This window comes from Dietzia sp. CH92, assembly GCF_032248695.1.
Taxonomy (GTDB): Bacteria; Actinomycetota; Actinomycetes; order Mycobacteriales; family Mycobacteriaceae; genus Dietzia.
On sequence record NZ_JAVHXC010000002.1, the window covers coordinates 109,356 to 134,084 of the forward strand.

The 24,729-nt window shown below is 72.7% G+C and carries 32 protein-coding genes and 1 tRNA gene; 13 read left to right on the top strand and 20 right to left on the bottom strand.

The genetic code is table 11. The annotated features are described in order from the left end of the window. Nucleotides 1–79: 79 nt before the first annotated feature. Complete coding sequence (gene rsmI, locus RWK90_RS03850) at nt 80–919, bottom strand: 16S rRNA (cytidine(1402)-2'-O)-methyltransferase (RefSeq protein ID WP_314034932.1); 840 nt, start codon at nt 917–919, stop codon at nt 80–82. On the opposite strand from rsmI, the gene RWK90_RS03855 reads away from it, so the two are divergent. Then, nucleotides 913–2,499, top strand: a complete 1,587-nt coding sequence (locus RWK90_RS03855; protein ID WP_396230264.1) for a dolichyl-phosphate-mannose--protein mannosyltransferase — start codon at nt 913–915, stop codon at nt 2,497–2,499. The two genes, rsmI and RWK90_RS03855, sit on opposite strands and share 7 nt — an antisense overlap. Nucleotides 2,500–2,642: 143 nt before the next feature. Then, on the top strand, nt 2,643–3,668 hold the full coding sequence (locus RWK90_RS03860) for a mechanosensitive ion channel family protein (protein WP_314035912.1): 1,026 nt from the start codon (nt 2,643–2,645) through the stop codon (nt 3,666–3,668). Between the two features lie 68 nt (nt 3,669–3,736). On the opposite strand, the gene RWK90_RS03865 is transcribed toward RWK90_RS03860, so the two are convergent. Together RWK90_RS03865 and RWK90_RS03870 are read right to left on the bottom strand one after the other, a co-directional pair. After that, nucleotides 3,737–4,135, bottom strand: coding sequence for a DoxX family protein (locus RWK90_RS03865; RefSeq protein ID WP_314034936.1), 399 nt, complete (start codon nt 4,133–4,135; stop codon nt 3,737–3,739). Nucleotides 4,136–4,140: 5 nt separating this feature from the next. Next, nucleotides 4,141–5,004 carry an SDR family oxidoreductase gene (locus RWK90_RS03870; RefSeq protein ID WP_314034938.1) on the bottom strand — a complete coding sequence of 288 codons (864 nt, stop codon included), beginning with the start codon at nt 5,002–5,004 and terminating at the stop codon, nt 4,141–4,143. A 317-nt stretch (nt 5,005–5,321) separates the two neighbouring features. Here RWK90_RS03870 and RWK90_RS03875 point away from each other — a divergent pair, with 317 nt between their 5' ends. Both RWK90_RS03875 and RWK90_RS03880 read left to right on the top strand, forming a co-directional pair. Continuing rightward, nucleotides 5,322–5,699 (top strand): hemerythrin domain-containing protein, encoded by a 378-nt coding sequence (locus tag RWK90_RS03875; RefSeq protein ID WP_314034940.1) that lies wholly within the window; start codon nt 5,322–5,324, stop codon nt 5,697–5,699. Next, nucleotides 5,699–6,019 (top strand): hypothetical protein, encoded by a 321-nt coding sequence (locus RWK90_RS03880; RefSeq protein WP_314034942.1) that lies wholly within the window; start codon nt 5,699–5,701, stop codon nt 6,017–6,019. Before RWK90_RS03875 ends, RWK90_RS03880 begins: the two co-directional genes overlap by 1 nt. Nucleotides 6,020–6,098: 79 nt before the next feature. On the opposite strand, the gene RWK90_RS03885 is transcribed toward RWK90_RS03880, so the two are convergent. The 9 genes from RWK90_RS03885 to RWK90_RS03925 form a co-directional block, all read right to left on the bottom strand. Continuing rightward, nucleotides 6,099–7,352, bottom strand: a complete 1,254-nt coding sequence (locus RWK90_RS03885; protein ID WP_314034944.1) for an NADH:flavin oxidoreductase — start codon at nt 7,350–7,352, stop codon at nt 6,099–6,101. Between the two features lie 134 nt (nt 7,353–7,486). Then, nucleotides 7,487–7,804, bottom strand: coding sequence for an SMR family transporter (locus tag RWK90_RS03890; RefSeq protein ID WP_314034946.1), 318 nt, complete (start codon nt 7,802–7,804; stop codon nt 7,487–7,489). Next, nucleotides 7,804–8,187 carry an SMR family transporter gene (locus RWK90_RS03895; RefSeq protein WP_314034948.1) on the bottom strand — a complete coding sequence of 128 codons (384 nt, stop codon included), beginning with the start codon at nt 8,185–8,187 and terminating at the stop codon, nt 7,804–7,806. The genes RWK90_RS03890 and RWK90_RS03895 overlap by 1 nt, the downstream gene beginning before the upstream one ends. Next, entirely contained in the window at nt 8,144–9,436 is a 1,293-nt protein-coding gene (locus RWK90_RS03900) for an alpha/beta hydrolase fold domain-containing protein (RefSeq protein WP_314034950.1), read from the bottom strand. The genes RWK90_RS03895 and RWK90_RS03900 overlap by 44 nt, the downstream gene beginning before the upstream one ends. 74 nt (nt 9,437–9,510) lie before the next feature. Beyond that, nucleotides 9,511–9,583, bottom strand: a tRNA-Ala gene (locus RWK90_RS03905). Nucleotides 9,584–9,696: 113 nt separating this feature from the next. Then, a complete protein-coding gene (glpR, locus tag RWK90_RS03910) occupies nt 9,697–10,980 on the bottom strand; it encodes a gephyrin-like molybdotransferase receptor GlpR (protein WP_314034952.1) in 1,284 nt (427 codons plus the stop codon). Between the two features lie 120 nt (nt 10,981–11,100). Then, on the bottom strand, nt 11,101–11,781 hold the full coding sequence (locus RWK90_RS03915) for a GNAT family protein (RefSeq protein WP_314034954.1): 681 nt from the start codon (nt 11,779–11,781) through the stop codon (nt 11,101–11,103). Next, nucleotides 11,778–13,049: a gephyrin-like molybdotransferase Glp gene (gene glp, locus RWK90_RS03920; RefSeq protein ID WP_314034956.1), complete on the bottom strand. Its 1,272-nt coding sequence runs from the start codon at nt 13,047–13,049 to the stop codon at nt 11,778–11,780. Before glp ends, RWK90_RS03915 begins: the two co-directional genes overlap by 4 nt. A 67-nt stretch (nt 13,050–13,116) precedes the next feature. After that, complete coding sequence (locus tag RWK90_RS03925; protein ID WP_314034958.1) at nt 13,117–14,016, bottom strand: UTP--glucose-1-phosphate uridylyltransferase; 900 nt, start codon at nt 14,014–14,016, stop codon at nt 13,117–13,119. 64 nt (nt 14,017–14,080) lie between these two features. Between RWK90_RS03925 and RWK90_RS03930 the strand changes: the two genes are divergently transcribed. From RWK90_RS03930 to mscL, 4 genes are all read left to right on the top strand, one after another. Further along, nucleotides 14,081–14,707: a 5-formyltetrahydrofolate cyclo-ligase gene (locus tag RWK90_RS03930; RefSeq protein ID WP_314034960.1), complete on the top strand. Its 627-nt coding sequence runs from the start codon at nt 14,081–14,083 to the stop codon at nt 14,705–14,707. 37 nt (nt 14,708–14,744) lie between these two features. Beyond that, nucleotides 14,745–15,089 (top strand): FmdB family zinc ribbon protein, encoded by a 345-nt coding sequence (locus tag RWK90_RS03935; protein WP_314034962.1) that lies wholly within the window; start codon nt 14,745–14,747, stop codon nt 15,087–15,089. A 224-nt stretch (nt 15,090–15,313) separates the two neighbouring features. Beyond that, the gene (locus RWK90_RS03940) at nt 15,314–15,829 is read left to right on the top strand and encodes a hypothetical protein (protein ID WP_314034964.1); all 516 of its coding nucleotides are present in this window, start codon (nt 15,314–15,316) and stop codon (nt 15,827–15,829) included. 131 nt (nt 15,830–15,960) lie between these two features. After that, the gene (gene mscL / locus RWK90_RS03945) at nt 15,961–16,389 is read left to right on the top strand and encodes a large conductance mechanosensitive channel protein MscL (protein ID WP_314034965.1); all 429 of its coding nucleotides are present in this window, start codon (nt 15,961–15,963) and stop codon (nt 16,387–16,389) included. Between the two features lie 67 nt (nt 16,390–16,456). On the opposite strand, the gene RWK90_RS03950 is transcribed toward mscL, so the two are convergent. The 7 genes from RWK90_RS03950 to RWK90_RS03980 all read right to left on the bottom strand — a co-directional run bounded on the left by RWK90_RS03950 (nt 16,457) and on the right by RWK90_RS03980 (nt 21,540). Next, nucleotides 16,457–16,669, bottom strand: a complete 213-nt coding sequence (locus tag RWK90_RS03950; RefSeq protein WP_314034967.1) for a hypothetical protein — start codon at nt 16,667–16,669, stop codon at nt 16,457–16,459. Next, nucleotides 16,666–17,244, bottom strand: a complete 579-nt coding sequence (locus RWK90_RS03955; protein ID WP_314034969.1) for a molybdopterin-binding protein — start codon at nt 17,242–17,244, stop codon at nt 16,666–16,668. Before RWK90_RS03955 ends, RWK90_RS03950 begins: the two co-directional genes overlap by 4 nt. After that, nucleotides 17,241–18,338: a trypsin-like peptidase domain-containing protein gene (locus RWK90_RS03960; protein ID WP_314034971.1), complete on the bottom strand. Its 1,098-nt coding sequence runs from the start codon at nt 18,336–18,338 to the stop codon at nt 17,241–17,243. The genes RWK90_RS03955 and RWK90_RS03960 overlap by 4 nt, the downstream gene beginning before the upstream one ends. 449 nt (nt 18,339–18,787) lie before the next feature. After that, nucleotides 18,788–20,164, bottom strand: a complete 1,377-nt coding sequence (locus RWK90_RS03965) for a HAMP domain-containing sensor histidine kinase (RefSeq protein ID WP_314034973.1) — start codon at nt 20,162–20,164, stop codon at nt 18,788–18,790. 14 nt (nt 20,165–20,178) lie between these two features. Beyond that, the gene (locus tag RWK90_RS03970; RefSeq protein WP_314035914.1) at nt 20,179–20,862 is read right to left on the bottom strand and encodes a response regulator transcription factor; all 684 of its coding nucleotides are present in this window, start codon (nt 20,860–20,862) and stop codon (nt 20,179–20,181) included. Between the two features lie 193 nt (nt 20,863–21,055). After that, nucleotides 21,056–21,226 carry a 50S ribosomal protein L32 gene (gene rpmF / locus RWK90_RS03975; RefSeq protein WP_314034975.1) on the bottom strand — a complete coding sequence of 57 codons (171 nt, stop codon included), beginning with the start codon at nt 21,224–21,226 and terminating at the stop codon, nt 21,056–21,058. 53 nt (nt 21,227–21,279) lie between these two features. Beyond that, on the bottom strand, nt 21,280–21,540 hold the full coding sequence (locus RWK90_RS03980) for a type B 50S ribosomal protein L31 (RefSeq protein ID WP_007632787.1): 261 nt from the start codon (nt 21,538–21,540) through the stop codon (nt 21,280–21,282). Nucleotides 21,541–21,915: 375 nt separating this feature from the next. Here RWK90_RS03980 and rpmB point away from each other — a divergent pair, with 375 nt between their 5' ends. The 5 genes from rpmB (at nt 21,916) to RWK90_RS04005 (ending at nt 23,997) form a co-directional block, all read left to right on the top strand. Continuing rightward, nucleotides 21,916–22,152: a 50S ribosomal protein L28 gene (gene rpmB, locus RWK90_RS03985; protein WP_007632788.1), complete on the top strand. Its 237-nt coding sequence runs from the start codon at nt 21,916–21,918 to the stop codon at nt 22,150–22,152. Between the two features lies 1 nt (nt 22,153). After that, entirely contained in the window at nt 22,154–22,318 is a 165-nt protein-coding gene (gene rpmG, locus RWK90_RS03990) for a 50S ribosomal protein L33 (RefSeq protein ID WP_010542298.1), read from the top strand. 3 nt (nt 22,319–22,321) lie between these two features. Continuing rightward, complete coding sequence (gene rpsN, locus RWK90_RS03995; RefSeq protein WP_314034983.1) at nt 22,322–22,627, top strand: 30S ribosomal protein S14; 306 nt, start codon at nt 22,322–22,324, stop codon at nt 22,625–22,627. Between the two features lie 10 nt (nt 22,628–22,637). Then, nucleotides 22,638–22,895, top strand: coding sequence for a 30S ribosomal protein S18 (rpsR, locus tag RWK90_RS04000; RefSeq protein ID WP_017836288.1), 258 nt, complete (start codon nt 22,638–22,640; stop codon nt 22,893–22,895). Between the two features lie 163 nt (nt 22,896–23,058). Further along, nucleotides 23,059–23,997 carry an AEC family transporter gene (locus RWK90_RS04005; protein WP_314034986.1) on the top strand — a complete coding sequence of 313 codons (939 nt, stop codon included), beginning with the start codon at nt 23,059–23,061 and terminating at the stop codon, nt 23,995–23,997. Between the two features lie 15 nt (nt 23,998–24,012). On the opposite strand, the gene RWK90_RS04010 is transcribed toward RWK90_RS04005, so the two are convergent. Next, nucleotides 24,013–24,702, bottom strand: coding sequence for a type II CAAX endopeptidase family protein (locus RWK90_RS04010; RefSeq protein ID WP_314034988.1), 690 nt, complete (start codon nt 24,700–24,702; stop codon nt 24,013–24,015). Between the last annotated feature and the right edge of the window lie 27 nt (nt 24,703–24,729).

Here is a 24,729-nt window from a genome sequence, read left to right on the forward strand (position 1 = left end):
GCGCAGGACGCAGAGGCAGCGCGACCGAGCGGACTCGCGCTGCCCGTCTGACATAGCGTCGCCCGGGCGTGTAGGCCCGTCAGTCGCGCGCGTCGAGCACGGCCTGGTACAGCTCCCGCTTGGTCAGCGCCGAGCCCTCGGACACCGCCGCGCACGCGTCCTTGAGCCGCTCCCCCGCCTCGACCCGCTCCTCGACGATCTCCACGAGGTCCTCGAGCGTCGCGGCGGACCCGGACGCGTCGGCTCCCGCGACCACCACGACGATCTCGCCCAGTACGCCGGAGGCCGTCTGCTCCGCCAGCTCCCCGAGGGTGCCGCGCAGCACCTCCTCATAGGTCTTGGTCAGCTCGCGGCACACCGCCGCCCGCCGGTCGGCGCCCAGCACCTCCGCGGCCTCGGCGAGCGTGTCCGCCACCCGGTGCGGTGACTCGAAGAACACGCAGGTGCGCTCCTCCGCGGCCAGCCGGGCCAGCCACGTCCGCCGTCGCCCGGCCCGCCGCGGGGGGAACCCGTCGAAGCAGAAGCGGTCGACCGGCAGGCCGCTGAGCACGAGCGCGGTCGTCACCGCCGACGGGCCCGGCAGGCACGTCACCGGGAGCCCCTCCTCGATACACGCCACCACCAGCGAATACCCGGGATCCGACACCGCCGGCATGCCCGCGTCGGTCACCACGGCCACGGTGTCGCCCGCGCGGACCCGCTCGATCAGCTGCGGCACCCGGCCCGCCTCGTTGTGCTCGAAGAAGCTCATCACGCGGCCCCGGATGGTGACCTCCAGTGCCGTGGCGAGGGAACGCAGGCGACGGGTGTCCTCCGCGGCCACGACGTCGGCCGTGGCCAGCACGTCGCGCAGGCGGCCCGAGGCGTCACCCGGGTTCCCGATGGGGGTGGCCGCCAACACGACACGTCCGGATGTCATGCCGCCCACCCTATCGGCCGGGCGAGGCGTGTCCCCTGGCGGCGCGGGGGCCACACTATGCTCGGCTCGTGACCTCGACCCTCGGCGTGCGGTCCCCCGGACGTCCGCTGCCCGCTCCCGACACCGGCCCGGTCGACTCACCCCGCGACTGGATCGTCACCGGCGTGATCCTGGCCTTGGCGTTCGTCTCGCGCTTCTGGGGACTGGGCTCGGTCACCGACAAGGGCACCCCGGTCTTCGACGAGAAGCACTACGCACCGCAGTCGTACAACATCGCGCAACTGGGCATCGAGGAGAACCCGGCCTACGGTCTGGTGGTCCACCCACCGGTCGCCAAGCAGGTCCAGTCGATCGGCGGGATGCTCTTCGAGTACACCCCGATGGGCTGGCGGTTCACCGCCGCCCTCGCCGGGGTGCTGGTCGTGCTCATGGTCATGCGCATCACCCGGCGACTGACCCGCTCCACCCAGCTCGGGTTCGTCGCCGGGCTCCTGCTGTGCCTCGACGGGGTCACCTTCGTCACCTCCCGCATCGGGATGCTGGACATCTATCAGGTGCTCTTCGTGGTGGCCGCCGCCGGGGCGTTGCTGGTCGACCGCGACCAGATGCGCGCCCGCATGCACCGCGCCGCTCTCGAGGGCAGGCTGCACCTGTCCGAGCTCGGTCCACGCCTGGGCTTCCGCTGGTGGCGCTTCACCGCCGGCGTCATGCTCGGCCTGGCGCTCGGCGTGAAGTGGTCCGGCCTGTACTTCATCGCCTTCTTCGGGCTCCTGACCGTGGCCTGGGACTGGGCCCTGCGCAGCCGCTACGGGATCCACCGCCCGCTCGCCGGCGCCCTCCTCCGCGACGCCGTGCCGGCCTTCTTCACCCTGGTGATCTGGCCCGCCGTCCTCCACCTGTTCACCTGGCTCCCGTGGTTCGCCAACGAGAACTCCGTGTACCGCCACGCCGTCCCCGACAAGGTCGCCGACACCTGGCTTCCCGACGCCGTGCAGTCGTGGCTGTACTACCAGTCGTCGGTGCTGGACTTCCATTCGTCGCTGACCACGTCCGCCGGCAACCGGCACCCCTGGGAGTCCAAGCCGTGGACGTGGCCGATGAGCCTGCGGCCGATGCTCTACTACGTCGAGCAGGGCGAGGGCATCACCGGCTGCGGCGAGACCACGTGCGTCCGCGCGATCATGCTGCTCGGCACCCCCGCCATCTGGTGGTTGGCGATCCCCGTGCTGGCGTGGGCGTTCTGGCGCGCGGTGATCTGCCGGGACGGGCGCTACGCCTTCCCCCTGGTCGGCTACGCGGCCGGCTACCTGCCGTGGTTCTTCCAGCACGACCGGCAGATGTACTTCTTCTACGCCGCCGTCATGGTGCCGTTCTTCGTGATGATGATCGCTCTGGTGCTCGGCGAGGTCGCCGGGAGAGCCACCGATTCACGCCGACGGCAGATCGTCGGGCGAGGGATCGTCAGCCTGTACCTCGCGGTGGTCATCGTGAACTTCATCTATATGTTGCCGATCCTCACGGGTCTGCCGATCACCCCGACCGAGTGGAACCTGCAGCTCTGGCTGCCCTCCTGGCGCTGAGTTGCCCGAGCTGCCCCGGGCCGCCGTCCTGAGCTGTCGCTGTGCATCGCGACCGGGGCCTCGGTTCATGGTGACGGGCCCACCGCGCCGTCAGTACCGTCGCGGCAGTGAACGAGCTACCCATTCCCTTCGCCGATCTCCCGATGAGCGATGTGACCCAGCAGTGGCTGATCGAGAAGCCCGTCACGATCGCCGTCTATCTCGTCCTGGCCCTGGTGGTGCGCTGGCTGCTGCACCGCGGCATCGACCGGGTCACCGCTCCCTCCTCCGACGGTTCGGTCTCCGCGTGGCGGCGACGCCGCCAGGAGAAGGCCGACCGGCGTGACGAGCAGGTCGAACCCGCTCACGACGCCGACGGCCGCGAGGGCGGCGTCCGCGCGGACGAGAGCGGTGGCCTGACCGCCGCGCGGCTGAAGAAGAGCAGCCGCCGCGACGCCGAGCACGTCCGGGCCGAGCACCGCCGCGCGCAGCGACGGGCCCAGCGGATGGCGACCATCGGATCGGTCCTCAAGTCGGCCGTGTCGTTCGTCGTCCTGGTCTGGGTCGTCCTGCAGACGCTGGCCATCCTCGGCGTCAACGTCGCCCCGTTCATCGCCTCCGCCGGGATCGTGGGCGTCGCCCTGGGCTTCGGCGCCCAGACCCTCGTCCGTGATTTCCTGTCGGGGCTGTTCATGTTGTTCGAGGACCAGTACGGCGTCGGCGACTGGGTGGACCTCGGCGAGGCCGAGGGCACGGTCGAACACGTCGGCCTGCGCATCACGTCGCTGCGCGACCTGCACGGGACGCTCTGGTACTGCCGTAACGGCGACATCGCCCGGGTCGGCAACTACAGCCAGGACTTCGGCGTGGCGTTCCTCGAGATCCCCGTCTCCTACACCGCCGACGTGGACCGGGCGTGCACGGTGGCCATCGAGACCGCCAAGCAGGCCGCCGCCGAGGAGCCGATCGCCTCGAACCTCATCTCGGGACCGGAACTCCAGGGCGTCAACGCCCTCGACGCCGACTTCTGGTCGCTGCGGATGACCGCCGTGACGCAGGCGAACGCGCAGTGGGCCACCGAGCGCGAGCTGCGCCGCCGGATCCGCAACGCCTTCGACGAGGCCGGGATCGACGCGCCCTACCCCGACGGCCTGCCGGTCTCCGCGATGCGCGCGATGGCCACGGACTGAGGCGCCGTCCCGGCCGGTCGGAGCGCCCGGCCGGCCGAGTAGCACTGCTGCCCGGCCGGCCGGCCGCGTCAGCCGCCCAGGACCCTGTCGATGCTGAACCGGCCGGCGCCGACCGCGGCGACGAGCAACGCCCCCACCCCGAGCGCCACGACCAGTTCCCACCCGTTCTGCGTGACGAACGGGCCGTGGGTGGCGTGGACGAAGTACAGGGCGCCGGCCATGTCCACGCCCAGAAGGATCCCGGCCAGCGGGGTGAGCAGGCCGGCGATGAGGGCCGCCCCGGCGACGAGTTCGACCCCGGCCACGATCGCCGCGGTCACCTCCGGCTGCGGGATGCCGTAGCCGGCGAACTGCTCTCCCACCCTGGCCAGACCGAGGGTGAAGAACTTCTGCCACCCGTGCGCGACGAACACCACCCCGAGGCCCACCCGGGCCAGGAGGATCGCGGCGTCGCGGAGGGTCTCCATCCCCCTCACGGGAGGATGCCTTGTCCGACCTTGGTGATGCGCCGGTTGAGCACGCGCATCGCCGCGGCGTACAGCGGCGGGGCGAGCCTCTGGGCCGCGAAGCCCACGCGCACGTCGGGCGAGGTGTAGACGAGGTAGCGTCCCTTGCGCACCCCCGTAAGCATCCTCTCGGCGGCCTCGTCCGGGGTCACGGCGTGGCGCCGGAACTGATCGACCGTCCTCGCGACCTCGGGCCGTGAGCGGTCGACCCCCGCTATCTCGATCGTCTCCACCAGCGGGGTGTCGACGCCTCCGGGGCAGACGAGGTGCACCCCGATGTCATACGGCTCGAGGTCGAAGCGCAGGACCTCGGCGATCCCGCGGATGCCGAACTTGGCCGCGCTGTAGGCGGCATGCCACGGGAGACCGAGCAGGCCGGCAGCCGAGGAGACCAGCGCGAGGGCCGAGGGCTTCCCGGCGGCCATCATCGCCGGGACGAACGCCTCCACCACGTGGACCGTGCCCATGAGGTTGACCTCGACCATGGACCGCCACACCCGGTGTTCGAGGAGGTCGGGCCGCCCCCAGGCCGAGTTACCGGCCACGTGGAAGATCACGTCCGGCGCCCCGTGCGCGGCGACGACGCGCTCTCCGAAGTCGAGAACGGCGTCGTGATCGGTGATGTCGAGCGCCTCACTCGCCAGCACGGTCGCGCCCGCGTCCCGGCAGGCCTGCGCGGCCGAGGCCAATCCGTCCGCGGCCCGGTCGGTGAGGACGAGCCGTGCCCCTTCGCGGGCCAGCCGTATCGCCGTCGACCGACCGATCCCGCTGGCGGCGCCGGTCACCACGCAGACCGCGCCCCGGTAGTCCTTGATCCGTCGCCTCGCCATCTGCTCCCCCACTCCGGGCCCGCGTCGTCGGCAGCGGACCGCCTGATCTGTCACCGTAGCGGCCCGTGGGCGCCCACGCGGCGGTGTCGACCGGGCGAGTCCGCCCCACCGAGGTTTCCGCGCGGTTCTTCGGCGGCCGCTGAGCCCCGGCGGAGAATGGGGGCGCCCGGACCCCTCGGCCGCCCCGCTCGCCTCGTGAGCGCTGGCGGGCGTCACGGACGCCCTCGGTGCCTCCGCCCTTCTCCGTCACCTCGTCTCCCCGGACAGACCTCGCGGGGAGGAACCCGGCGCCACGACATCTATCCCGGAGATGCGAGATGGAAGATCTCGACGGCCCGGCCGACACCCGGATCATGGGCGTCGCACACAACGCCCTGAAGCGCGATCTCCGCCTGGCTCGGGACGTCCTGGCGGCCTCACCGACGCCTCGGGGCCGGCAGCGCCGAGCACTGGGCGAGCACGTGCTCTGGATGCTCGACTTCCTCCACGAGCACCACAGCGGGGAAGACACCTTCCTCTGGCCGTTGATGCGGGAACGGAACCCTGCCGCGGCGGATCTACTCGACTCGATGGAGGCCGACCACGCTCGGATAGCCCCGGCAGCGGAGGCGGCCGCCGAGGCCGCGCGGGCGTACGTGGCCACCACGACCGCCCCCCCCCGCGGGCGGCGCTCATCGACGCCCTCGACGAGTTGATGGAGGTGTTGTTCCCCCATCTGGACCGCGAAGTGGCCGAGGCGATGCCGGTCGCGTCCGCCTGCCTCACCGCGCGCGACTGGGACGGCTTCCTGAAGCATCTCGAGACGAGGCCGACTTCCCCGAGGGCGGTCGCGCTCCTGGCGATGCAGGCGCTGTGGGCCCTGGAAGGAACGGACGCCGAGAGCTACGCCGTGGCGACCGCTGCGGTGCCGGCCCCGCTCCTGTTCGTCCTCGTCCACGGCTTCGGGCGCTCGTACCGCCGCCACGCCGCGGAGAGGTGGGGTCCGGACCGACCGGCCGGCTCGGCCGCCGCGTGAGCGACGCCGCGCCGGGAGCACGCCCTCTCCGGATCTCACCGCGTCCGGATCTCGCCGCGTCAGACCTGCGGCGTCAGGATCAGACCTGCGGCGTCAGGCTGGTCACCTGCAGGGTGTCGTGGCCGCCACGGGGCGGGATCGGCGGCACGTACTCGCGCAGCACACACCGGCTACCGCTGTAGATGGTGGCCATGCAGCGGTTGCAGTGCACGCACAGCGACCGGCGCCGCTCGTCCTCGCGCAGCTTCGCGGGGAAGTCGGGCTCACGCAGCAGCGCGCGGCCCATGGCGACGAACTCGAATCCGGCGCCCATGGCCTTGTCGATGGAGGGCCGGTCGACGATCCCGCCGAGAAGCATCATCGGCAGGTCGACGGCGTCGCGGATCTGACGGGCGTCGTCGAACATGTACGCGTCGGTGTACGGGTACTCCTTGAACATCCTCGGACCGACGACCTTCATGCCCATCTTGATGACGGGCGGCTGGGTGGCGGCGAACTCCTCCAGCGGCGCGTCGCCCTTGAACAGGTAGATGGGGTTGAGCAGGGAGCTGCCGACGGTCATGACCAACGCGTCGGCGGAGCCGTCCTCCTCGAGCCACCTGGCGACCTGGCGCGCCTCGTCGATCCAGAATCCGCCGGGCACGCCGTCGTCCATGTTCAGCTTGATCGTGACGGCGATCTTGTCGCCCATGGCGTCGCGGATGGCGCGGCCGATGCGGCGGGCGAAGCGGGCGCGGTTCTCCAGCGACCCGCCGTACTCGTCCTTGCGGCGGTTGAGCTTGGGGCTGAGGAACTCGCTGACGAGGTAGTTGTGGCCGAAGTGGACCTCGATGGCGTCGAACCCGGCCTCGTAGGCACCTCGTGCGGCCCGCACGTGGTCCTCGACGATCCGGTCGATGTCGGCGATCGTGCACGCCTTGGTGATGGCCAGGCCCGTGGGCGCGGGGATGCGTGAGGGGCCGAGCGGGGTCATCCCGTTGGACGCGCCGTTGGCGACGGCGCCGGCGTGACCGACCTGCGCGGAGACCGCCGCCCCCTCGGCGTGGACCGAGTCGGTGAGCTTGCGCAGCATCCCGCCGTCGTCCATGCCCCAGTGGTACTGGTGCTTGTCGGTGCGCCCCTCGGGCGAGGTGGCGAGGTAGGCGACGGTCGTCATGCCGACCCCGCCGCGCGCGTACTCGGTGTGGAACTCGATGAGCTCGTCGGTGACCCGCCCGTGCGGACAGCGCCCCTCGAAGGTCGCGGCCTTGACGATGCGGTTGCGCAGGGTGACGTTGCCGATCTTCCCGGGGCTGAAGACGTCGGGTGCGGGTGTTCCGGGCGCGAGAGTCATGCCGGAACTGTAACTCGTTCTAGCGGGCCTGTCACTGCCTTGGCCTGCACTTATGCACGGCGTCTGCAGGATTTTCCGGCCGCTGCCGGGCCCGTACCCCGCCTACCTGCGGGGCATAGGGTGGCCTAACCGGGTCACACGCCCGCACCCAGTTCGACGAGCAGGACCCCGCAGGCGATGAGGGCGATCCCGGCACCCATCATCGGCGTGAGCGGCTCGCGGAACAGGAGCCGGCTGAACACCGCGGCCAGGGCGACGCCGGCGGCGGTCCAGATCCCGTAGGCCACGCCGAGCGGCATCCCGGCGGCCAGGGTCAGGGACAGGAACACGAACGCGACGAGATAACCGGGCACGACGGCGGCGTACCACCGCGCGTCGTCGACGGCCGTGCGGAGGGAAAGGGTCGCCGCGAGCTCACAACAGATGGCGACGACGAGGTAGCCCCACGCCATCACGCGGCCCCTGCCGCGCGGGCGCGAGCGCGCCCCGATCCGAGTTCGACGCACAGGACGCCGGCGATGATGACCGCGATACCGGCCCCCATCAGCGGGGTCAGTGGCTCGGCGAAGATCAGCGCGGACAGGCCCGCGGTGAGCGCGACGCCGGTGGCGCCCCAGATGCCGTAGGCCACGCCCAGCGGCAGGCCGGCCTTCAGCGTGCGGGCGAGAAACGTGAAGGCGCCGAGGTAGCCGACCACCACCACCGCGTAGAGGGCGCGCCGGTCGAGCGCGCCCTTGAGTGCGAGGGAACCGGCGACCTCGCAGCCGATCGCGGCCGTCAGGTACAGCCACCTACCGGTCGGTCGTCTCCCGGCCGCGCTGTTCCCCTGGGTCACGGGGGCCCACTGTATCGACGTCCGCCGCGGACGCCGTCACCGCCGTTTGGATATGCCCGGCCAGCACCGCGAGCGCGGACGCGCCCTCGGGGGTCCCCGCCACGACGGGGAAGCAGTGGACCATCCCGGGCCAGACGCGCAGGTCGACGGTCGCTCCCCGCGCGGTGCTCGCGTCGACGAAGGCGCGGACGTCGTCGACCACGAAGTCGTCGCCGCCGCAGACGATCGCCACCGGGGGCGCATCGGCGCCGAGCGGACGGCGGCCCGGGGATATCCCCGGGTCGTCCACGGGGGTCTGCCCCGCGTAGGCGTCGCGACAGTCGACGGCCACGGCCGGGGGCGTGAGCGGGTCGAAGGTGCCGCCGCGACGGCGTCGGCGCGGGAGCGCCGCGAGATCGACCCACGGGCTGATCAACGCGAGACCGGCGGGCCGGTCGCCGCGCCCGAACAGGCGATCTAGCAGCGCCAGCGCGAGGCCCCCGCCGGCCGAGTCCCCGACGATCGCCACCCGGCCGGGGCCGCCGACGCGTCCGGCGAGGTACCGGAACGCGGCCTCCGCGTCGTCGAGGGCGGCCGGGTACCTGTGCTCGGGGGCGAGGCGGTAGTCGGGGACGTATCCGGTCGTCCCGGACAGGCGGGACAGCGCCTTGGCCATGGTGGCGTGTGTGTCCGACGAGCCGGCGACGTAGCCGCCCCCGTGGAGGACGAGCAGTCCGGGTGCGTCCGACGGACCGTCGATCCACAGCCCCGGGACCGGGGCGTCGTGTGCGGGCCGGGTCCGCCGGCGCGCCCCGGTCGCGCGGGACGCGGCCGCCGCCACCGTCCGGAGGGCTCGGATCCCGCGCTCGTCGAACGGCGCGACGGCCAGGGCGGGCCGGACGACCAGCTGGAGGCCGACGCGCTGCAGCCGCGACGGCAGGCTGGGCCGGCGGGTGACGGCGATCCGCCGGTCCGCCTCGGTGACGAGCCGACGGGCGAGCAGGGTGAGGCCCGCCCGCGCGACGGTGTCCGCCAGCGCACCGGCGGGCCGCGTCGGCAGCCTCCACTCGAGTTCTCCGCCGCCGTCGGGAAGGGCTCGCACCGTGGGGCGTCCGAGGTGCCGGTGGGCGTGCCGGATCGGCAGTGGACCGGCCCATTCGCGCCACCGGGAGGGATCGGAGGTGAGGGCGAGGACATCGGCGGGCTCCGCAGAGAACCGCACGCGGACCCCGGGCGGGCGCCCGGACGCCCCGTCCTCTCGACGTGCCACCCCGCACCTCCCCGGATAGCGGAAAGGCCGTCCCCGCCTGAGCGGAAACGGCCTCTGTCCTTGCGGATCGTGGGTGGAGCTAAGGGGAATCGAACCCCTGACCTTCTCGATGCGAACGAGACGCGCTACCAACTGCGCTATAGCCCCTCGCCGCCCTCGCGGGCCGCGATGCCCCTCTTCCGAGAGGCTGTGCCGCCCTCTCGAGCAGCGTGGAATACCTTACCAGCATGGCCGGGCACCCGACCAAATCGGGGGTCTGATCAGCCCACCGCCCGGCGCAGCGGCTCGCGGTGATGGCGGCGCTGATCGTGGCGACCGGGGTCGGTGTCCAGGTCCTCGTGGAACGTGTCGAGCACGTCGAACGCGGGGTCCTCGTCGTCGATCTCCAGCACCACGGCGCCGGGCCGGCGCAGTCGCGGCGGCACGATCGACAGTTCGTCGTCCTCGCGTGACTCCACGCCGAGGCGGGCGCGACGCATGCGCTCGATGCGGCGGCGGCGCAGGCTCTCCTCCAGTTTCACCTGCCGGCGCAGGTACGTGAGGTAGGCGGCCAGCAGCAGCACGGCACCGCCGGCGAACCACCACACGGCGGGGACGGTGAGCAGTGCCAGGACCACGGCGATGAGCGAGAGCCCCACGAGGATGAGGGCCGTGCGCTGCCGGGCGTGGGCCCGCTGCTCGGCGGCCTGCCGGTCCGCCATCGGGTCGTAGGCCCCGCGCCCGCGACGCCGCTCGGCGAAGTCCAGATCGGCATCGGTGAGCTCCACCTCGGGCTCGGCCGGCCGCCGGCGTCCGCGGTGGGTGAGCACGGCCTCCTCGTCGATGCCCGCGGCGTCCTCGGCATGATCCGTGCGCCCGGCCGTCCGCTCCCCCGCGGAGCGTTCGACGAGCTCGCCGTCGACCACGACGGGCCGCCCCGGGTCCTCGCCGGCGTCGGCGGCGGCGTCGTCCCCGCGCACGTCGGATCCCCCGCGGGTGGTGACCACGCGGGCGGCGGTCACGCGCGCATCGGAGTCCCCGCGCCCGCCACCGACCTCGGCCGCCACGGCCGACGCGGTGCGCTCGGACACCGAGGCCACCGCGCGGGCGGCGTCCCGGTCATCCGCCACGACGACCGCCGGGATCTCGGAGGTGATCTCCTCGGAGGCCTCGTCTCCACCGGCCACGCGCTCGCCCCGGGAGGCCGCGGCGCGCCGCTCCTCCATGGCGCGCCGCACGGCCTCGCCGCGCCGACCTGCGGCCTCGCGGCGCAGGGTCTGCTCGAGCAGGTGCTCCCACGTCTCGGTGTCGAGCAGCTCCGCGTCCGTGGCCCCCGCCCCGGAGGGCAGGCCGAACACCGACTCCTCGGGTTCGGCCTGCACCGGATCGGCCGCGGCGCGCCCCCGACTCGGCACGAGCCGGCCGGAACCGCCGGAGTACAGCGTGCGCGTCTGGGCCAGTGCGTCACCAGTGCGGCGGATGGGATTGCGCGACCGGATGAGCATGGGCGCGAGGACGAACAGCCAGACCACCACCAGCAGGATGATCAGCAGCGAGCTCGACATCGATCAGGCCTCCTCGAGCGTCTACCCCGACTCGGGACGTCGTGGTGAGGCCCCAACCGTAACGGCGGGCGAGCCCCGTCGAGCGGCGGCGCGCCGCAGGTCACGATGCTCAGGACATACTCAGACGCGCCGGGCCAGCCCCGCCTCGACCAGCGACTCCACCACGCCCCGGCCGTGCTCCTCCCGGGTGCGCGCGACGAGGAGGTGGTCCCGCCACGCGCCGTCCACGTGGAGGTAGCGCCGGAGCAACCCCTCCTCGCGGAAACCGCACCGCTCGAGCACCACCCGGCTGGCCGCGTTCTCGGGCCGGACGGTGGCGTCCACGCGGTGCAGGGCGCCCGGCCCGAGGGCGTGGTCGACCCCCAGCGCGAGCGCGGCGGTCGCGACCCCGCCGCCGACGAACGGCCTGCCGACCCAGTAGCCGACCCAGCCGGAGTGCAGCGCCCCGCGGGTGATGCCGCCCACGGTGAGCTGCCCGCAGAACCGACCGTCGAGTTCGATGGCGGCCGGCAGGGTGGCGCCCGCGCGGGCGTAGCGGCGCAGCTGGGCGTGGACGGGCGGCCAGGCGCGCGGGGAGTTGTTCTGGTCCCACTGCCCCTCGACGGTCGGCTCCCACGGCTCGAGGTAGTCGCGCTCGGCCAGGCGCAGCGCCGACCACGCCCGCGCGTCCCGCCGGCGGACCGGCCGCAGTGTGACGACGCCCGCGGCCACACGCAGCGGCCCCGCGTCGATCGGCCAGCCGGGGTGCGCGACCGTGTCGGCCGTCAGCGCGTCCCACACGCCGCCCACGACCCGGCTCACCCGCGCTGGGCGAGGAACATCACGTCGACCTCGTCACCCGCCCGCACGGCCGTGACGCCCGGGTCGATCACGACGAGGCAGTTGGCCTCCGCGAGCGAGGCGAGCAGGTGGGTCGAGGACCCCTGCGCGCCGCCGAGGGCGCGGACGAGGTACTCGCCGGTGTCCGTGTCGCGCATGAGCTGCCCGCGCAGGTAGCCGCGTCGCCCCTCGACCGAGGAGATGGGCGCGACGGTGCGCGCGCGGACCGTGCGGCGCATAGGCTGGCGCTTGCCGAGGGCGATCCGGATGAGCGGCCGCACCATGATCTCGAACACCACCAGCGCGCTGACCGGGTTCGACGGCAGCAGGAAGGTGGGGACCTCGTCGCGGCCGAGCCGCCCGAAGCCCTGCACCGAACCCGGGTGCATGGCGACGCGGTTGACCTCGATCTGCCCGAGTTCCGCCATCACCTGGCGGATGCGGGTGGTGGCCTCTCCCCCGGCGGCGCCGGACACCACGACGAGCTCACTACGGACCAGCTGCCCCTCGAGGACCTCGCGCAGTCGGGAGGGCTCGGTGCTGGCGATGCCCACCCGGTGGACGTCGGCGCCGGCGTCGCGGCCCGCGGCGGTGAGGGCGTAGGAGTTCACGTCGTAGACCTGCCCGGTGCCGGGGCGACCGTCGACATCCACCAGCTCGTCGCCCACGGAGATGACCGCCATGCGCGGCTTGGGGTGGACGAGCACCTTGGCGCGGCCGACGGAGGCGAGCAGGCCGACCTGGGCCGGTCCGATGATGCTGCCGGCGCGGACGGCCACGTCGCCGGGCTGGACGTCGTCGCCGATCCGGCGGACGTAGTCGCCGGTGCGGACGGTGCGGGTGGGCAGGATCTGCCGCCCGTCGGCGGTGGCCCAGCCGACCGGTAGGACCGCGTCCGCGAGCGTCGGCAGCGGAGCGCCGGTGTCGACGCGCACGGTCTGGCCCGGCTGGAGCCGGGTGGGCTGGCGCGAGCCGGCGGTGATCTGACCGACCACGGGCAGCGGCACCGGCCCGGCCGGGGCGTCGGCGCCCCGCTCGCCGCCGCGGTCGGCGGGGCCGTCGGGCCGGACGTCGACGCTGCGCACGGCGTAGCCGTCGATCGCGGCCTGGTCGAACGACGGGAGCGGACGCTCGGCCACGACCTCCTCGGCACACAGGAGCCCCTGCGCCTCGGAGATCGCCACACGCACGGGGCGCGGGGCGACCGCGGCCGCCGTCACCAGAGCCAGCTGTTCCTCGACGGAGCGCACCGGTTGCTCCTTTCCCGTACCCGTCACCGCCCGCGCGAGCGGACCCGCCTCACCAGTGGAATGGGTGCTATGACCCCAGTCGGCCCGTGAGCCAGTCGCGCAGATCGTCCGCGTAGGCCGGATTGTCCAGCGCGAAGTCCACGCACGCCTTGATGTACCCGCCGGGGTTGCCCAGGTCGTGGCGGGTGCCGTCGTGCACCACCACGTGCACGGGATGTCCCTCGTCGATGAGCAGGTCGATCGCGTCGGTGAGCTGCAGCTCGCCGCCGGCGCCCGGCTCGATCCTGCGCAGCGCGTCGAAGATCGCGCGGTCGAGCACGTAGCGTCCGGCCGCGGCGAGGTGCGAGGGGGCGTCCTCGGCGGCGGGCTTCTCCACCATGCCGAGGACCTTCTTCACCGAGGGATCGTCGGTGTCCTCGACGTCGAACACGCCGTAGGAGGACACGTTCTCCGGGTCGACCTCGAACGCGCACAGCACGCTGCCGCCCCGCTCGGCGCGGACGGCGTTCATCTGCCCGAGGATGCCGAACGGCAGGACCAGGTCGTCGGGCAGGAGCACGGCGACGGCCTGCTCCTCGTCCCCGAGCACGGACTCGACCTGCGCGACGGCGTGACCGAGACCGAGCGGCTCGTCCTGGCGGACGTCGACGACCTCGATGAGACCGGGCGCGCGCTGGACCTTGTGCAGCAGGACGTCCTTGCCGCGGTCGGAGAGCGTGTCCTCGAGCACCGTGTCCTCGGAGAAGTGCGCCATCACGCCGACCTTGCGCTCGGAGGTGATGATCGCGAGCCGACCTGCGCCGGCCTCGGTGGCCTCCTCGGCGATGAGCTCGATGCCGGGGGTGTCCACGACGGGCAGCAGTTCCTTGGGCACCGTCTTGGTGGCGGGCAGGAACCGGGTCCCGAGACCGGCGGCCGGGACGACGGCGGTCCGGAACTGCGGCACGGGTGAGGTGTCGGACGTCATGGCGACCACCTTAGACCGCGCACCCGGCCGACCCGCGTGACGCCACGCGCGGCAGACTGGGCTCATGTCCCCGGAGGAGGTCGACCTCGGCGGGAGCACCGGCCACCCCGCCGCCGCCAAGACCCGTCTGCGCCGGGCGGTGCTCGCCCGCCGCGCCGCCGTGCCCGCGGCGGAGCGTGCGCGACGGGACCGGGCGATCCTCGGCCACCTGGGCGGGGTCGTCACCGCGGGGATGGTGGTGTGCGCCTATGTACCCGACGACGACGAGGCCGGCGGGCGGGGTCTCGCTGAGGAACTCTCGCGCCGCGGTGCGCGGGTGCTGTTGCCCGTCTCCCCGCCGGTCGGCCCGGTGGAGTGGGCGGCGTACGCCGGGCCGGCGGACCTGGTGCCGGGCCGGTTCGGCATCCTCGTGCCGTCGGCGCCGCCGGAGGGCCCGGAGCGCATCGCCGACGCCGACCTGGTGCTGGTGCCCGCCGTGGCCGTGGACCGCTCGGGGGCGCGCCTCGGTCGGGGCGGCGGATACTACGACCGCTCCCTCGCGCTGGTGAGCCCGCGCACCCGGCTGCTGGCCCTGCTGGACACCGAGAACGTCCTCGACGAGGTCCCCGCCGAGCCCCACGACCGCGCCGTGCACGGGGTGATCACGCCGGACGGGCTTCTCGACTTCGGAACTTGGCACTCGACGGAGTAGAGTGCCAACGACAATCCGATACGTCTCGGGAGGCCAGATGCCCACCTACTCCTACCGGTGCCGCGACTGTGACGTCGCCTTCGACATCCAGCAGTCCTTCGACGAGGATTCGCTGACCGTCTGCCCGCAGTGCGAGGGCGGCCTGCGCAAGCTCTTCAACACGGTCGGTGTCGTCTTCAAGGGCTCCGGCTTCTACCGCACGGACAGCCGGGGCGAGGGCGGCTCGTCCGGCTCGGGCTCCTCCGGATCCGGCTCGTCGGGCGGCGGGTCCTCGAACGGCTCCTCGTCCTCCGGTTCCTCGGGATCCGGCTCCGGCTCCGGCTCGAGCGCGCCTGCCGCGGCCGGCTCGTCCTCTAGCTCGTCCAGCTCGTCGTCGTCCTAGCACCGGTCGGCGCGGCACCCGCCAGCGCGGTATCCGGCGGCGTGGTACCCACCGTCGCACCCCGGCGGTTCTCCACACCCCCGTCCCCCTCCACAGGCTCCACGCACCCGGCGCCGGACACCGGTCCGGGCCGGGTGCGCGCCGCTACGGTCTGACCGACACCGCCCCACGACGGGTGGCGGCATCGCTCACCGCGCCACCGGCGCCGACGGACGGGGGACCCCATGCGCCGCACCATCGCCACGGTGACCACGCCCGGGCGGTGGCGGCGGCGACGCACGGCCCGGATGGCGCTCGCGGCCGCGCTCGTGGTGGCCGCACCGTTCGTCGGTCGATCCGACCCCGCGGACACCCCGGGGCCCGCGGTCACCGCCACCGGCACCACATCCGGCGCTGACGGCCACGCCGACGCGGCCGCACCGGTGCGCGTGGTCCCCATCCCCCTCGCCGATCCCGCGGTGGCCGACCTCCTACAGCCGGGCGACCTCGTCGATCTCGTCGCCACCGACCCGGCCGACATCGACCCACCCGGCACCGGTCACCCCGGCCCGGCCGCCGCGCCGGACGCCGGACCGCCAGCCCCGGGACCACACGTCGTCGCCCGCGCCGCCCGCGTCCGGGATATCCCGACCGGGCGCCCGGGAACCGGGTCCGTCCTCGTCGAGGTCCCCGAGGACCGGGCCGCGCACCTCGCCGCCACCGCCGCCACGACTCCGCTGGCCGTCGTCGTGCACGGCTGACCACGCCCGCGCTCGTTCCCCCGCCCGCGCCCGCGCCCGCGAAACGACCGCGTACCGTTCCACTGTGGACCGCTGTCCTGCTATCGTCCGTGCGATTCGACAGTCACCGTCAGAACAGACAGGGGTACGCCATGCTCAAGGGTTTCCGGGACTTCATCATGCAGGGCAACGTGATCGACCTGGCCGTGGCGGTCGTGATCGGCACGGCCTTCGCCTCCATCGTCGACGCGTTCACCAGCGCGATCATCAACCCGCTCATCGCCCTGCTCGGCGGGGACAAGGAGATCGGCTTCGCCGTGCAGCTCCTGGAGAACAACCCCGAGACACTGATGGACTTCGGGGCGCTCATCTCGGCGATCATCAACTTCCTGCTCATCGCCGCCATCATCTACTTCGTGCTGGTGGGGCCCATGAACAAGATGAAGGAGGCCGCCGCCCGCCGGAAGGGCATCGAGGCCCCCGCGACGGACAACGAACTCCTCGTCGAGATCCGCGACCTGCTCGCCGGCCGCCCGCTGGTGCACCCGTCCGACCCCGAGAACCCGACCAACGAGTCCTGAGAGCCGGGCGGCGGGAGCGGCCGCCAGTCGCGGCGGGGGCGGCCGCCAGTCGTGGTGGGGGCGGCCGCTAGTCGTGGTGGGGCGGGCGCTGCTCGCGCCACCAGTCGTCGTCGAGCCGCTCGCCGCCACCCCGCGCCTCGTCCGAGGTGGTCTCCGGCAGGGTCTGGCCGAACACCTCGTCCATGAGCCTGCGGTCCACCCCGCGGCGAACGGGCCGACCGTCGGCGGCCGCGCGGTGGTCCGGCGCGCGACCGCCGTCAGCGTCCCGCCGCTCGGTCACAGTCCGTCGAAGCCCGACAACTGCGCGACGACGTACGACACGAGCGGGCACAGCGTGGCCATCCCGTCGCGGATCGCGGCCCGGCTCGGCGCGAGGTTCGCCACCACGGTGCTGCCGGAGACCCCCACGTGTCCGCGGGAGACGATCGAGTCGACGGCCCCGGCGGTGAGGCCGGACGAGCGGATGGCCTCCGCGATGCCGGGCAGCCGCTGGTCGAGGATCTCCTCGGTGACCTCCGGGGTGATGTCCCGGGGACCGACCCCGGTGCCGCCCACGGTCACGACGAAGTCGAACCCGCCGACGACCGCGGTCTCGAGCGCCTTGCGGACCTCGGACTCGTCGGCCGCCACGCCCACGACACCGCCCACGAGGAATCCCTCCTCCTCGAGCAGTTCGGTGACGAGCGGTCCGATGAAGTCCGCGCGCTCCTCGGGCATCCGGTCGGTCACCACGACGACCATCGCCCGGCCAGCGATCACCGGCTCGACCGGCTCGAGGTCCGTCGGGTCGAACTCCACGGTCGCGGGGAGCTTGCGGCCTCCGGGCAGAGCCCGCGGATCGAATCTGGTGCTCATCTGGCCTCTCCCAGTACAACGTCGACGGTGTTCGGCGGTTCGCCCTCACGAGAAGCATAGGTGACGGACACCGTCTCCCCCGGAGCGCGGGACCGGATCGCGGCGACGAGGGCGTCGCCGCTCTCGATGACACGCTCCCCCACCCCGGTGACGATCGCCCCGTCCTCGATCCCGGCGCGATCGGCCGGGCCGCCCGGTTCGACGGACCTCACCAACGCGCCGTCCCCGGACGGCGAGTCGCTCACGGTCACGCCCAGCACCGCGCGCGTGGCGTAGCCCTGCTTGATGAGCTGATCGGCGATCCGGCGGGCCTGGTCCACGGGGATCGCGAAGCCGAGCCCGATGGACCCCGAGTTACCCGAGCCCAGCGAGGCGATCGCGGAGTTGATGCCGATCAGCTCGCCGTTCATGTTCACCAGGGCGCCACCGGAGTTCCCGGGGTTCACCGCCGCGTCGGTCTGGATCGCGTCGATCACCGTGCTCTGGTCCGACTGCGCGCCCCCGGCACGGACCGGGCGCTCCAGCGCCGAGACGATGCCCGTGGTGACCGTGCCGGACAGGCCTAGCGGCGACCCGACCGCGGCCACCGCCTGCCCCTCCTTGAGAGTGGAGGAGGTCCCCAGTGCGATCGGGGTGAGCGGACGGTCCACCTCCGCCTTGATCACGGCGATATCGGTCGCGGGATCGGTGCCCACGATGCTCGCCGGGGCCTTGGACCCGTCGTCGAACCGGACCTGGATCGTGCCGCCGGTCCGGGCCATGGCGATCACGTGGTTGTTGGTGATGATGAGCCCGTCCGCCGTCAGGACCACGCCGGAACCCTCGCCGCGGCCCGCCTGGGCGCGGACGTCGATCGACACGACGCTCGGCAACACCTTGTCGGCCACCGCCTCGGCGGTGCCGTCGGGAGCCTGACTCACCGGCTGCGCCGTGTTGACGGGCGAGGACAGGCCCGCCCCGGACCCGCCGGCGACGGTCGCGCCGATCCATCCGCCCAGGCCGCCCGAGACGAGCATCGCGGCCACGAGGCCGGCCGCCAGCAGGCCGCGTCCGGAGCCCTTCGGCGACCCGGCCCCGCCGGGAGCGGGTCCCACCGCGCCCGGGTCCTGTCCCGCCGCGCCCGGGTCCTGCCCGGGCATCCCGGGCCCCGGCCCACCGGCACCGGCAATCCCTGACGGCGCCTGGTGAGGAGGGAACGCGGTCGTCGGGGTGCCGCCGCCCCATCCCGGGGCGGGTCCGGACCCCGGACCGGGTGCCTGCTCGCCCCGCGGGTACGCACCGTCCCCGGGGTACGCACCGCCACGGGGATCACCCGGGTACTGCGTCGGCCCCCCGGACCACTGCGGGGACCCACCGAGGCCGGCACCGGGTCGGGCGGCCCATTCATCTCCGGGGCCCCGGTCTCCCGGGCCCCGACCGTTGTCGTTCTCCATGACCACCATGGTTCCTCACCGCGCTGTGTGCCCGCTGAGATCAGCGGCGACCAGACGGCCTGCCCGCCGGGCTCCCCGGGGGGTGCCCGGTGCCCGATCCGCCGGGTCCGTCAGTTGGCCGGCTGCTCGCTGCCGGGGATCGTCAGGCGGACCTGGGCGCCCCCGCCCTCCGCGTCACCGATCTCGACGGTGCCCCCGTGCCGGGTCGTCACCTGCCGCACGATCGCCAGTCCCAGGCCGGAACCGGGCATGCTGCGGGCCTCGCGCGAGCGGTGGAACCTCTCGAACACGAGCTCGCGGTCCTCCTCGGGGACGCCGGGGCCCTGGTCCGACACCGTCAGCTCCATGACCGCGTCGGAGACCGGGCGCATCCGGATCGTCACCGTGCCGCCGGTGGGGCTCCACTTGGCCGCGTTGTCGCACACGTTGAGCACCGCCCGTTCGATCCCCGCAGAATCGCCGAAGCAGTACCAGGGCGTCAGCTCCACGTCGAACTCGACGTCGTGGCGGCGCCGCCGCACCCGTTCCAGAGCCCGTTCGACGGCCTCGGAGACCGCGACCGGCTCGAGTTCCACCTCCCCGGAGTCCTCGCGGGCCAGCTCCACGAGGTCGCCCACGAGTTGGCTGAGCTCGGAGATCTGGCCGACCACGTCCACCTCGAGCGAGCTGCGGTCCGCGTCCGGGATGGACGGCGCGCCGGGGCGGCTCGCGGCGATGAGCAGCTCGACGTTCGTCCGGAGGCTCGTCAGCGGGGTCTTGAGTTCGTGGCCCGCGTCCGCCACGAGGCGCGCCTGGCGCTCACGACTCTCCCCCAGCGCCACGAGCATCTGGTTGAAACTGCTCGTGAGGCGGGCGATCTCGTCGTCGCCGGCCACGGGGATGGGCCGCAGGTCGTCCGTCCGGGCGATGCGTTCCACGGCCCGGGTCAGGCGCGCGACCGGCGCCAGCCCGGTGCGGCCCACGGCCGTGCCGGCGACGGCGGCCAGGGCGATACCCGCCGCGCCGACGAGCGTCAGCACGATCGCCAGTCGGTTGAGCGCCGCCCGCGTGGGGCCGAGATCCTGCGCGAGGATCAGCGTCGAGCCGTCCCGGACCCCGACCGCGTAGATCTGCTTGCCGCCGGAGGTCCGCAGGCTCGACTCGGACTCACCCCGCACCACCGAGATCTCCGGCCCGCCGATCTGGAACGGCTCGCCGGTCGCGGTCCGCACACCGGAGGGGGCCACGATCTGGGCGTCGAGGTTGGGGTTGAACGCGCGCAGCGCGATGAGGGTGCTGCGGGACTGCAGTGCGAACTCGGAGGCCAGCTGGCTGTTCACCAGCTGATCCGCCTGCTGCTTGAGCCGGCTGTTCACGTCGCTGTACATCGAGCCCGACACGACGAAGTACGCCGCGACGGCCATGAGGGCCACCGCGACGCCCACCGAGCTCGCGGCCAGCAGGGTGACCCGCTGGTGCAGCGAGATCGGAGCGGTTCCCGTCCGCATCGCGCGGGCCGGCACTACGGCGTCTCGCGCAGCACGTACCCCACCCCGCGGACGGTGTGGATCAACCGGCTCTCGCCCTCCCCTTCCGTCTTACGGCGCAGGTAACCGATGTAGACCTCGAGCGCGTTCCCCGAGGTCGGGAAGTCGTATCCCCACACCTCTTCGAGGATGTGGCTGCGGGTGAGCACCCGGCGCGGGTGATGCATCAGCAGCTCGAGGAGCGAGAACTCGGTGCGGGTCAGCTGGATGCGGCGCTCGCCGCGGCTCACCTCACGGGTGGCCAGGTCCATCCGCAGGTCCTCGAACTCCAGCACCTCGTCGACCTCGTCCGTGTCGGACCCGCGCCGGCGCAGCAGTGCGCGCAGGCGCGCCAGGAGTTCCTCGAGCGCGAACGGCTTCGGCAGGTAGTCGTCGGCACCCGCGTCCAGTCCGGCCACCCGCTCGGACACCGCGTCCCGCGCGGTGAGCATGAGCACCGGGAGGTCGTCACCGCGGCTGCGCAGGATCCGGCACACCTCGAGCCCGTCGCGGCGCGGCATCATCACGTCGAGGATCACCGCGTCGGGCCGACTGGCGTCGACCCGCTCGATCGCCTCGACGCCGTCCCCGGCCAACTCCACCTCGTACCCGTTGAACGTGAGGGAACGTCGGAGAGATTCGCGCACGGCCTGGTCGTCGTCCACCACGAGGATCTTCATGAGGAGAAGTCTCACCTACCCGGCTGAACCCACGCTGAGGATCCGGTCGGCCGGCCCGGGGGCTCGGTGACCGGTCGACACGACGCCGACGAGCCCGGCGGGTCCGTTAAGACCCGCCGGGCTCGGAACCGGGCGTGTGCGTGCGGCGCAGACGGGCGCCGCAGTGCTCGACTGCCGGCGCTCAGGGGCGACGTTAGCGGTCGAGGTCGATCAGGCCGAGCTTGGCGGCCTTGACCAGACGACGCGGCAGCACCACGGGGCGGCCGTCGATCTTCGTCTCCTGGAGGGCGACGTTGTCGGCCTTCCACTGGGAGCGGCGGGAGTGGGTGTTGGCGCGCGAGAGGCGGCGCTTGGGAACTGCCATGATTATCGTCCTCGGGGTCTAGGAGGTGTACCGGGGCGCGGAGGCCCCGAGTCTCACTTGGCGCGACGGGCGCGGTTGCCGTACCGGCGCTGGAACTTCTCGACGCGGCCGGCGGTGTCCATGACGCGCTGCGCACCGGTCCAGAAGGGATGCGACTCGCTGGTCACGTCCACGACGATGAGCGGGTAGGTCTGACCGTCCTCCCACTCCACCGTGCGGGAGCTGGTCGCGGTGGAACGGGTGAGGAACTTGGTGCCCGTGCCCGAGTCCTGGAAGACCACCGGGTGGTAGTCGGGGTGGATGTCGTTCTTCATACTGGATCCCTCTAGCTCGGTAGAAGTCTGTGGGTCTGGCGCTCGCCCCGGCAGGGGCGCGCAAGTGCCAGTGGCCGAACCGGGGATCCCGGTGTCAGCACACGCATCGAAAGATCGTACCCGTAGGATGGCCGGGCACCCAATTCGAGCGTCTCGCGACGGCGTCCGCGGCCGCCGAATCGGGCCCTGACGTGCCGATTACCGTTTCAGGCGGTCGGCCCGTAAACTAGACCATCGCTGTTGTCTGCACGTTTGCTATCGCCTCTGACGGTGTTCGCGACGTGGCGGTACGCCCCCGCACGGCCCAGGCCGGACCGGGAAGCGCACCCCGCCGCGCGCCACCTACTACAGAAGGGGCGGAAGGAGAACCACGCCATGTCGGCGCATTGCCAGGTAACGGGACGGAAGCCGGGTTTCGGCAAGTCCGTCTCGCACTCACACCGCAGGACCAACCGTCGCTGGAACCCGAACATCCAGCGTCGTAGCTACTTCCTGCCCTCGGAGGGTCGTCGCGTCACGCTGACGGTCTCGACCAAGGGCATCAAGACCATCGACCGCGATGGCATCGAGGCCGTCGTGGCCCGCATCCGTGCCCGTGGGGAGAAGATCTGAGATGGCCCGTAACGACATCCGCCCCATCATCAAGCTGAAGTCCACGGCCGGCACCGGGTTCACGTACGTGACCCGGAAGAACCGTCGTAACAACCCGGACCGCATCGTCCTCAAGAAGTTCGACCCGGTCGTCCGTAAGCACGTCGAATTCCGAGAGGAGCGCTGACCCGTGGCCAAGAAGTCCAAGATCGCGCGCAACGAGCAGCGCAAGGCCAAGGTCGCCCGGTTCGCCGAGCGCCGCGCCGAGCTCAAGGCTGTCATCAAGAACCCGGAGACCACGGACGAGGCCCGTCTCGAGGCCCAGACCGCTCTCAACAAGATGCCGCGTGACGCCTCGCCCGTGCGGGTGCGCAACCGCGACGTCGCCGACGGCCGCCCCCGCGGCTACATCCGCAAGTTCGGCCTCTCCCGCGTCCGCATGCGTGAGATGGCCCACCGTGGCGAGCTGCCCGGTGTCACGAAGTCGAGTTGGTGAGTAGGTAATCATGGCTAAGGCACGTAGCACCCCGTCCAAGAAGGTCCGGGCCCAGGAGGGCCGCCGGCCCAAGAAGAACCCCTTGAAGGTCGCCGGCATCGAGACCGTCGACTACAAGGACGTCAACACCCTCCGCACGTTCATCTCCGACCGCGGCAAGATCCGTTCGCGCCGCGTCACCGGCCTCACGCCGCAGCAGCAGCGTCAGGTCGCCGTCGCGGTGAAGAACGCCCGCGAGATGGCCCTGCTGCCGTTCACCAGCCGCTGAGTCACCGCTCGGCGCGGTCGAACCGAACCGCCCGTCCCGCCCGCGGCGTCTAGACGTCGACTCAGGCAACAGCAACCCGATCGGGGTCGTGTCTCCTCTCACCGAGGGAGTGCACGACCCCGATCGGCGTTACCTCCCCTCCCCCTGACCCAGGAGTCCGCCAGTGGCCGGCGTCCTCAACGGCTTCGCCGTCATCGTCGCCCTCGTCGCGTTGGGCTGGGTGCTCGCGCGCACCCTCGTCCTCGGTACCGACGCACGCCTGGTGCTCAACCGGCTCGTCTTCTTCGTGGCGACCCCGGCGCTGTTGTTCGACTCCCTCGCCCGCACCACCCTCGACCAGGTCTTCACCGGCGTGTTCGTGGTGTCGGCGGTCTCGGCGATCATCATCGCCCTCCTCTACATCGCCATCGCCCGTCTGTGGCTCCGGCGCCCCGCCGCGGATCTCATGGTGGGCGCGCTGTCCGCGGGGTACGTGAACTCGGCCAACCTCGGCATCCCGATCGCCCTGTACGTCCTGGGGGATCTGGGGTTCGTCATGCCGCTGCTGCTGTTCCAGGTGGTGGTGCTGCAGCCGGTCGCCATCGCGGTGCTCGAGCGGGCCGCCCGGGCCGAGGGTGCCGGCGGCGGGGGTGGCGCCCTGGCTGCCCTGTGGCAGTCGGTGCGCACGCCCATCGTGCTCGCCGCGCTGGCCGGCGTCGTCGTCGCCGCCCTGCCGTGGACCCCGCCGGATCCGCTCCTCGAGCCGGTGCACCTGGTGGGCCAGATCTCCGTGCCCGGCGCGCTGCTGGTGTTCGGGATGTCGCTCTACGGGGTCAGGGTGCTCGAGGCCGGCGCCTCGCCGCGCCGCGAGATCTTCCTCGCGAGCGTCCTCAAACTCATCGCCCACCCCGTGCTGGCCTACGCGATTGGCGCGTGGCTGCTGGGGATGCGCGACCACGAACTCCTCACCGTGGTCGTCGCGGCCGCGCTGCCCACGGCGCAGAACGTGCTGGTGGTGGCCACCCGTTACGGCCACGGCACCCTCCTGGCACGCGACTCCGCGGTGCTGACGACGCTGGGTGCGCTGCCGGTCCTCTTGCTGGTCTCGGCCCTGCTGGCCTGACGGGCCCCGCCGCGATCAGGCGGCGCCCGCCGCGGCCAGGACGCCGGCGAACACGACCGCGTTGTTCACCCCGTGCAGCACCATCCCGGGCACGATCGAGCGGTACCACTCGGCCATCGCGCACAGCGAGATCCCCACGACCAGCAGGTACGGCAGCGCCGGCGGGACCATGTGGACGGCCGCGAAGACCGCCCCCGCGAGCGTGATCCCGGCGACCGCGCGGAACCGCGCTCTCACGGCGGGCAGGACGATGCCGCGGAACACGACCTCCTCGACGGCCGGCACGAGCACGGCCACGGTGAGCAGCCCCAGCACGGCGACGGCGGGCCCCCCGGCGATGAGGTCGCCGATCGCCTCGCCCCCGGGATCGTCCTCCACGGCTCCGGCGCCGAGCGGGACGAGCACGATCGCGGACGCGGCCGCGCCGCCGACCATCACCGCGGGGATCTGCCACGCCAGGTGCCACGGCGAGCGGTCCGGCCGTCGCACCCCCACGTCGGCCCACCCGAGGCCGCGGCGCCGCAGGAGGTGGATCCGTACGGCGACGAGCGCGACCACCGCGGTGCCGGCGAGGACGACCAGCGCGAGGGTCGCGGGATCGGGGCGGCCGGCGCCGACCGTGCGCACGGCGAGGAGCCCCAGGAGGACGACGACGACGAGGGCCGCCACGTACCCGAGGACCCACGCCAACGCGGACAGCGCCACCCGGCCGCGGACCGGTGTGGTCCAGAG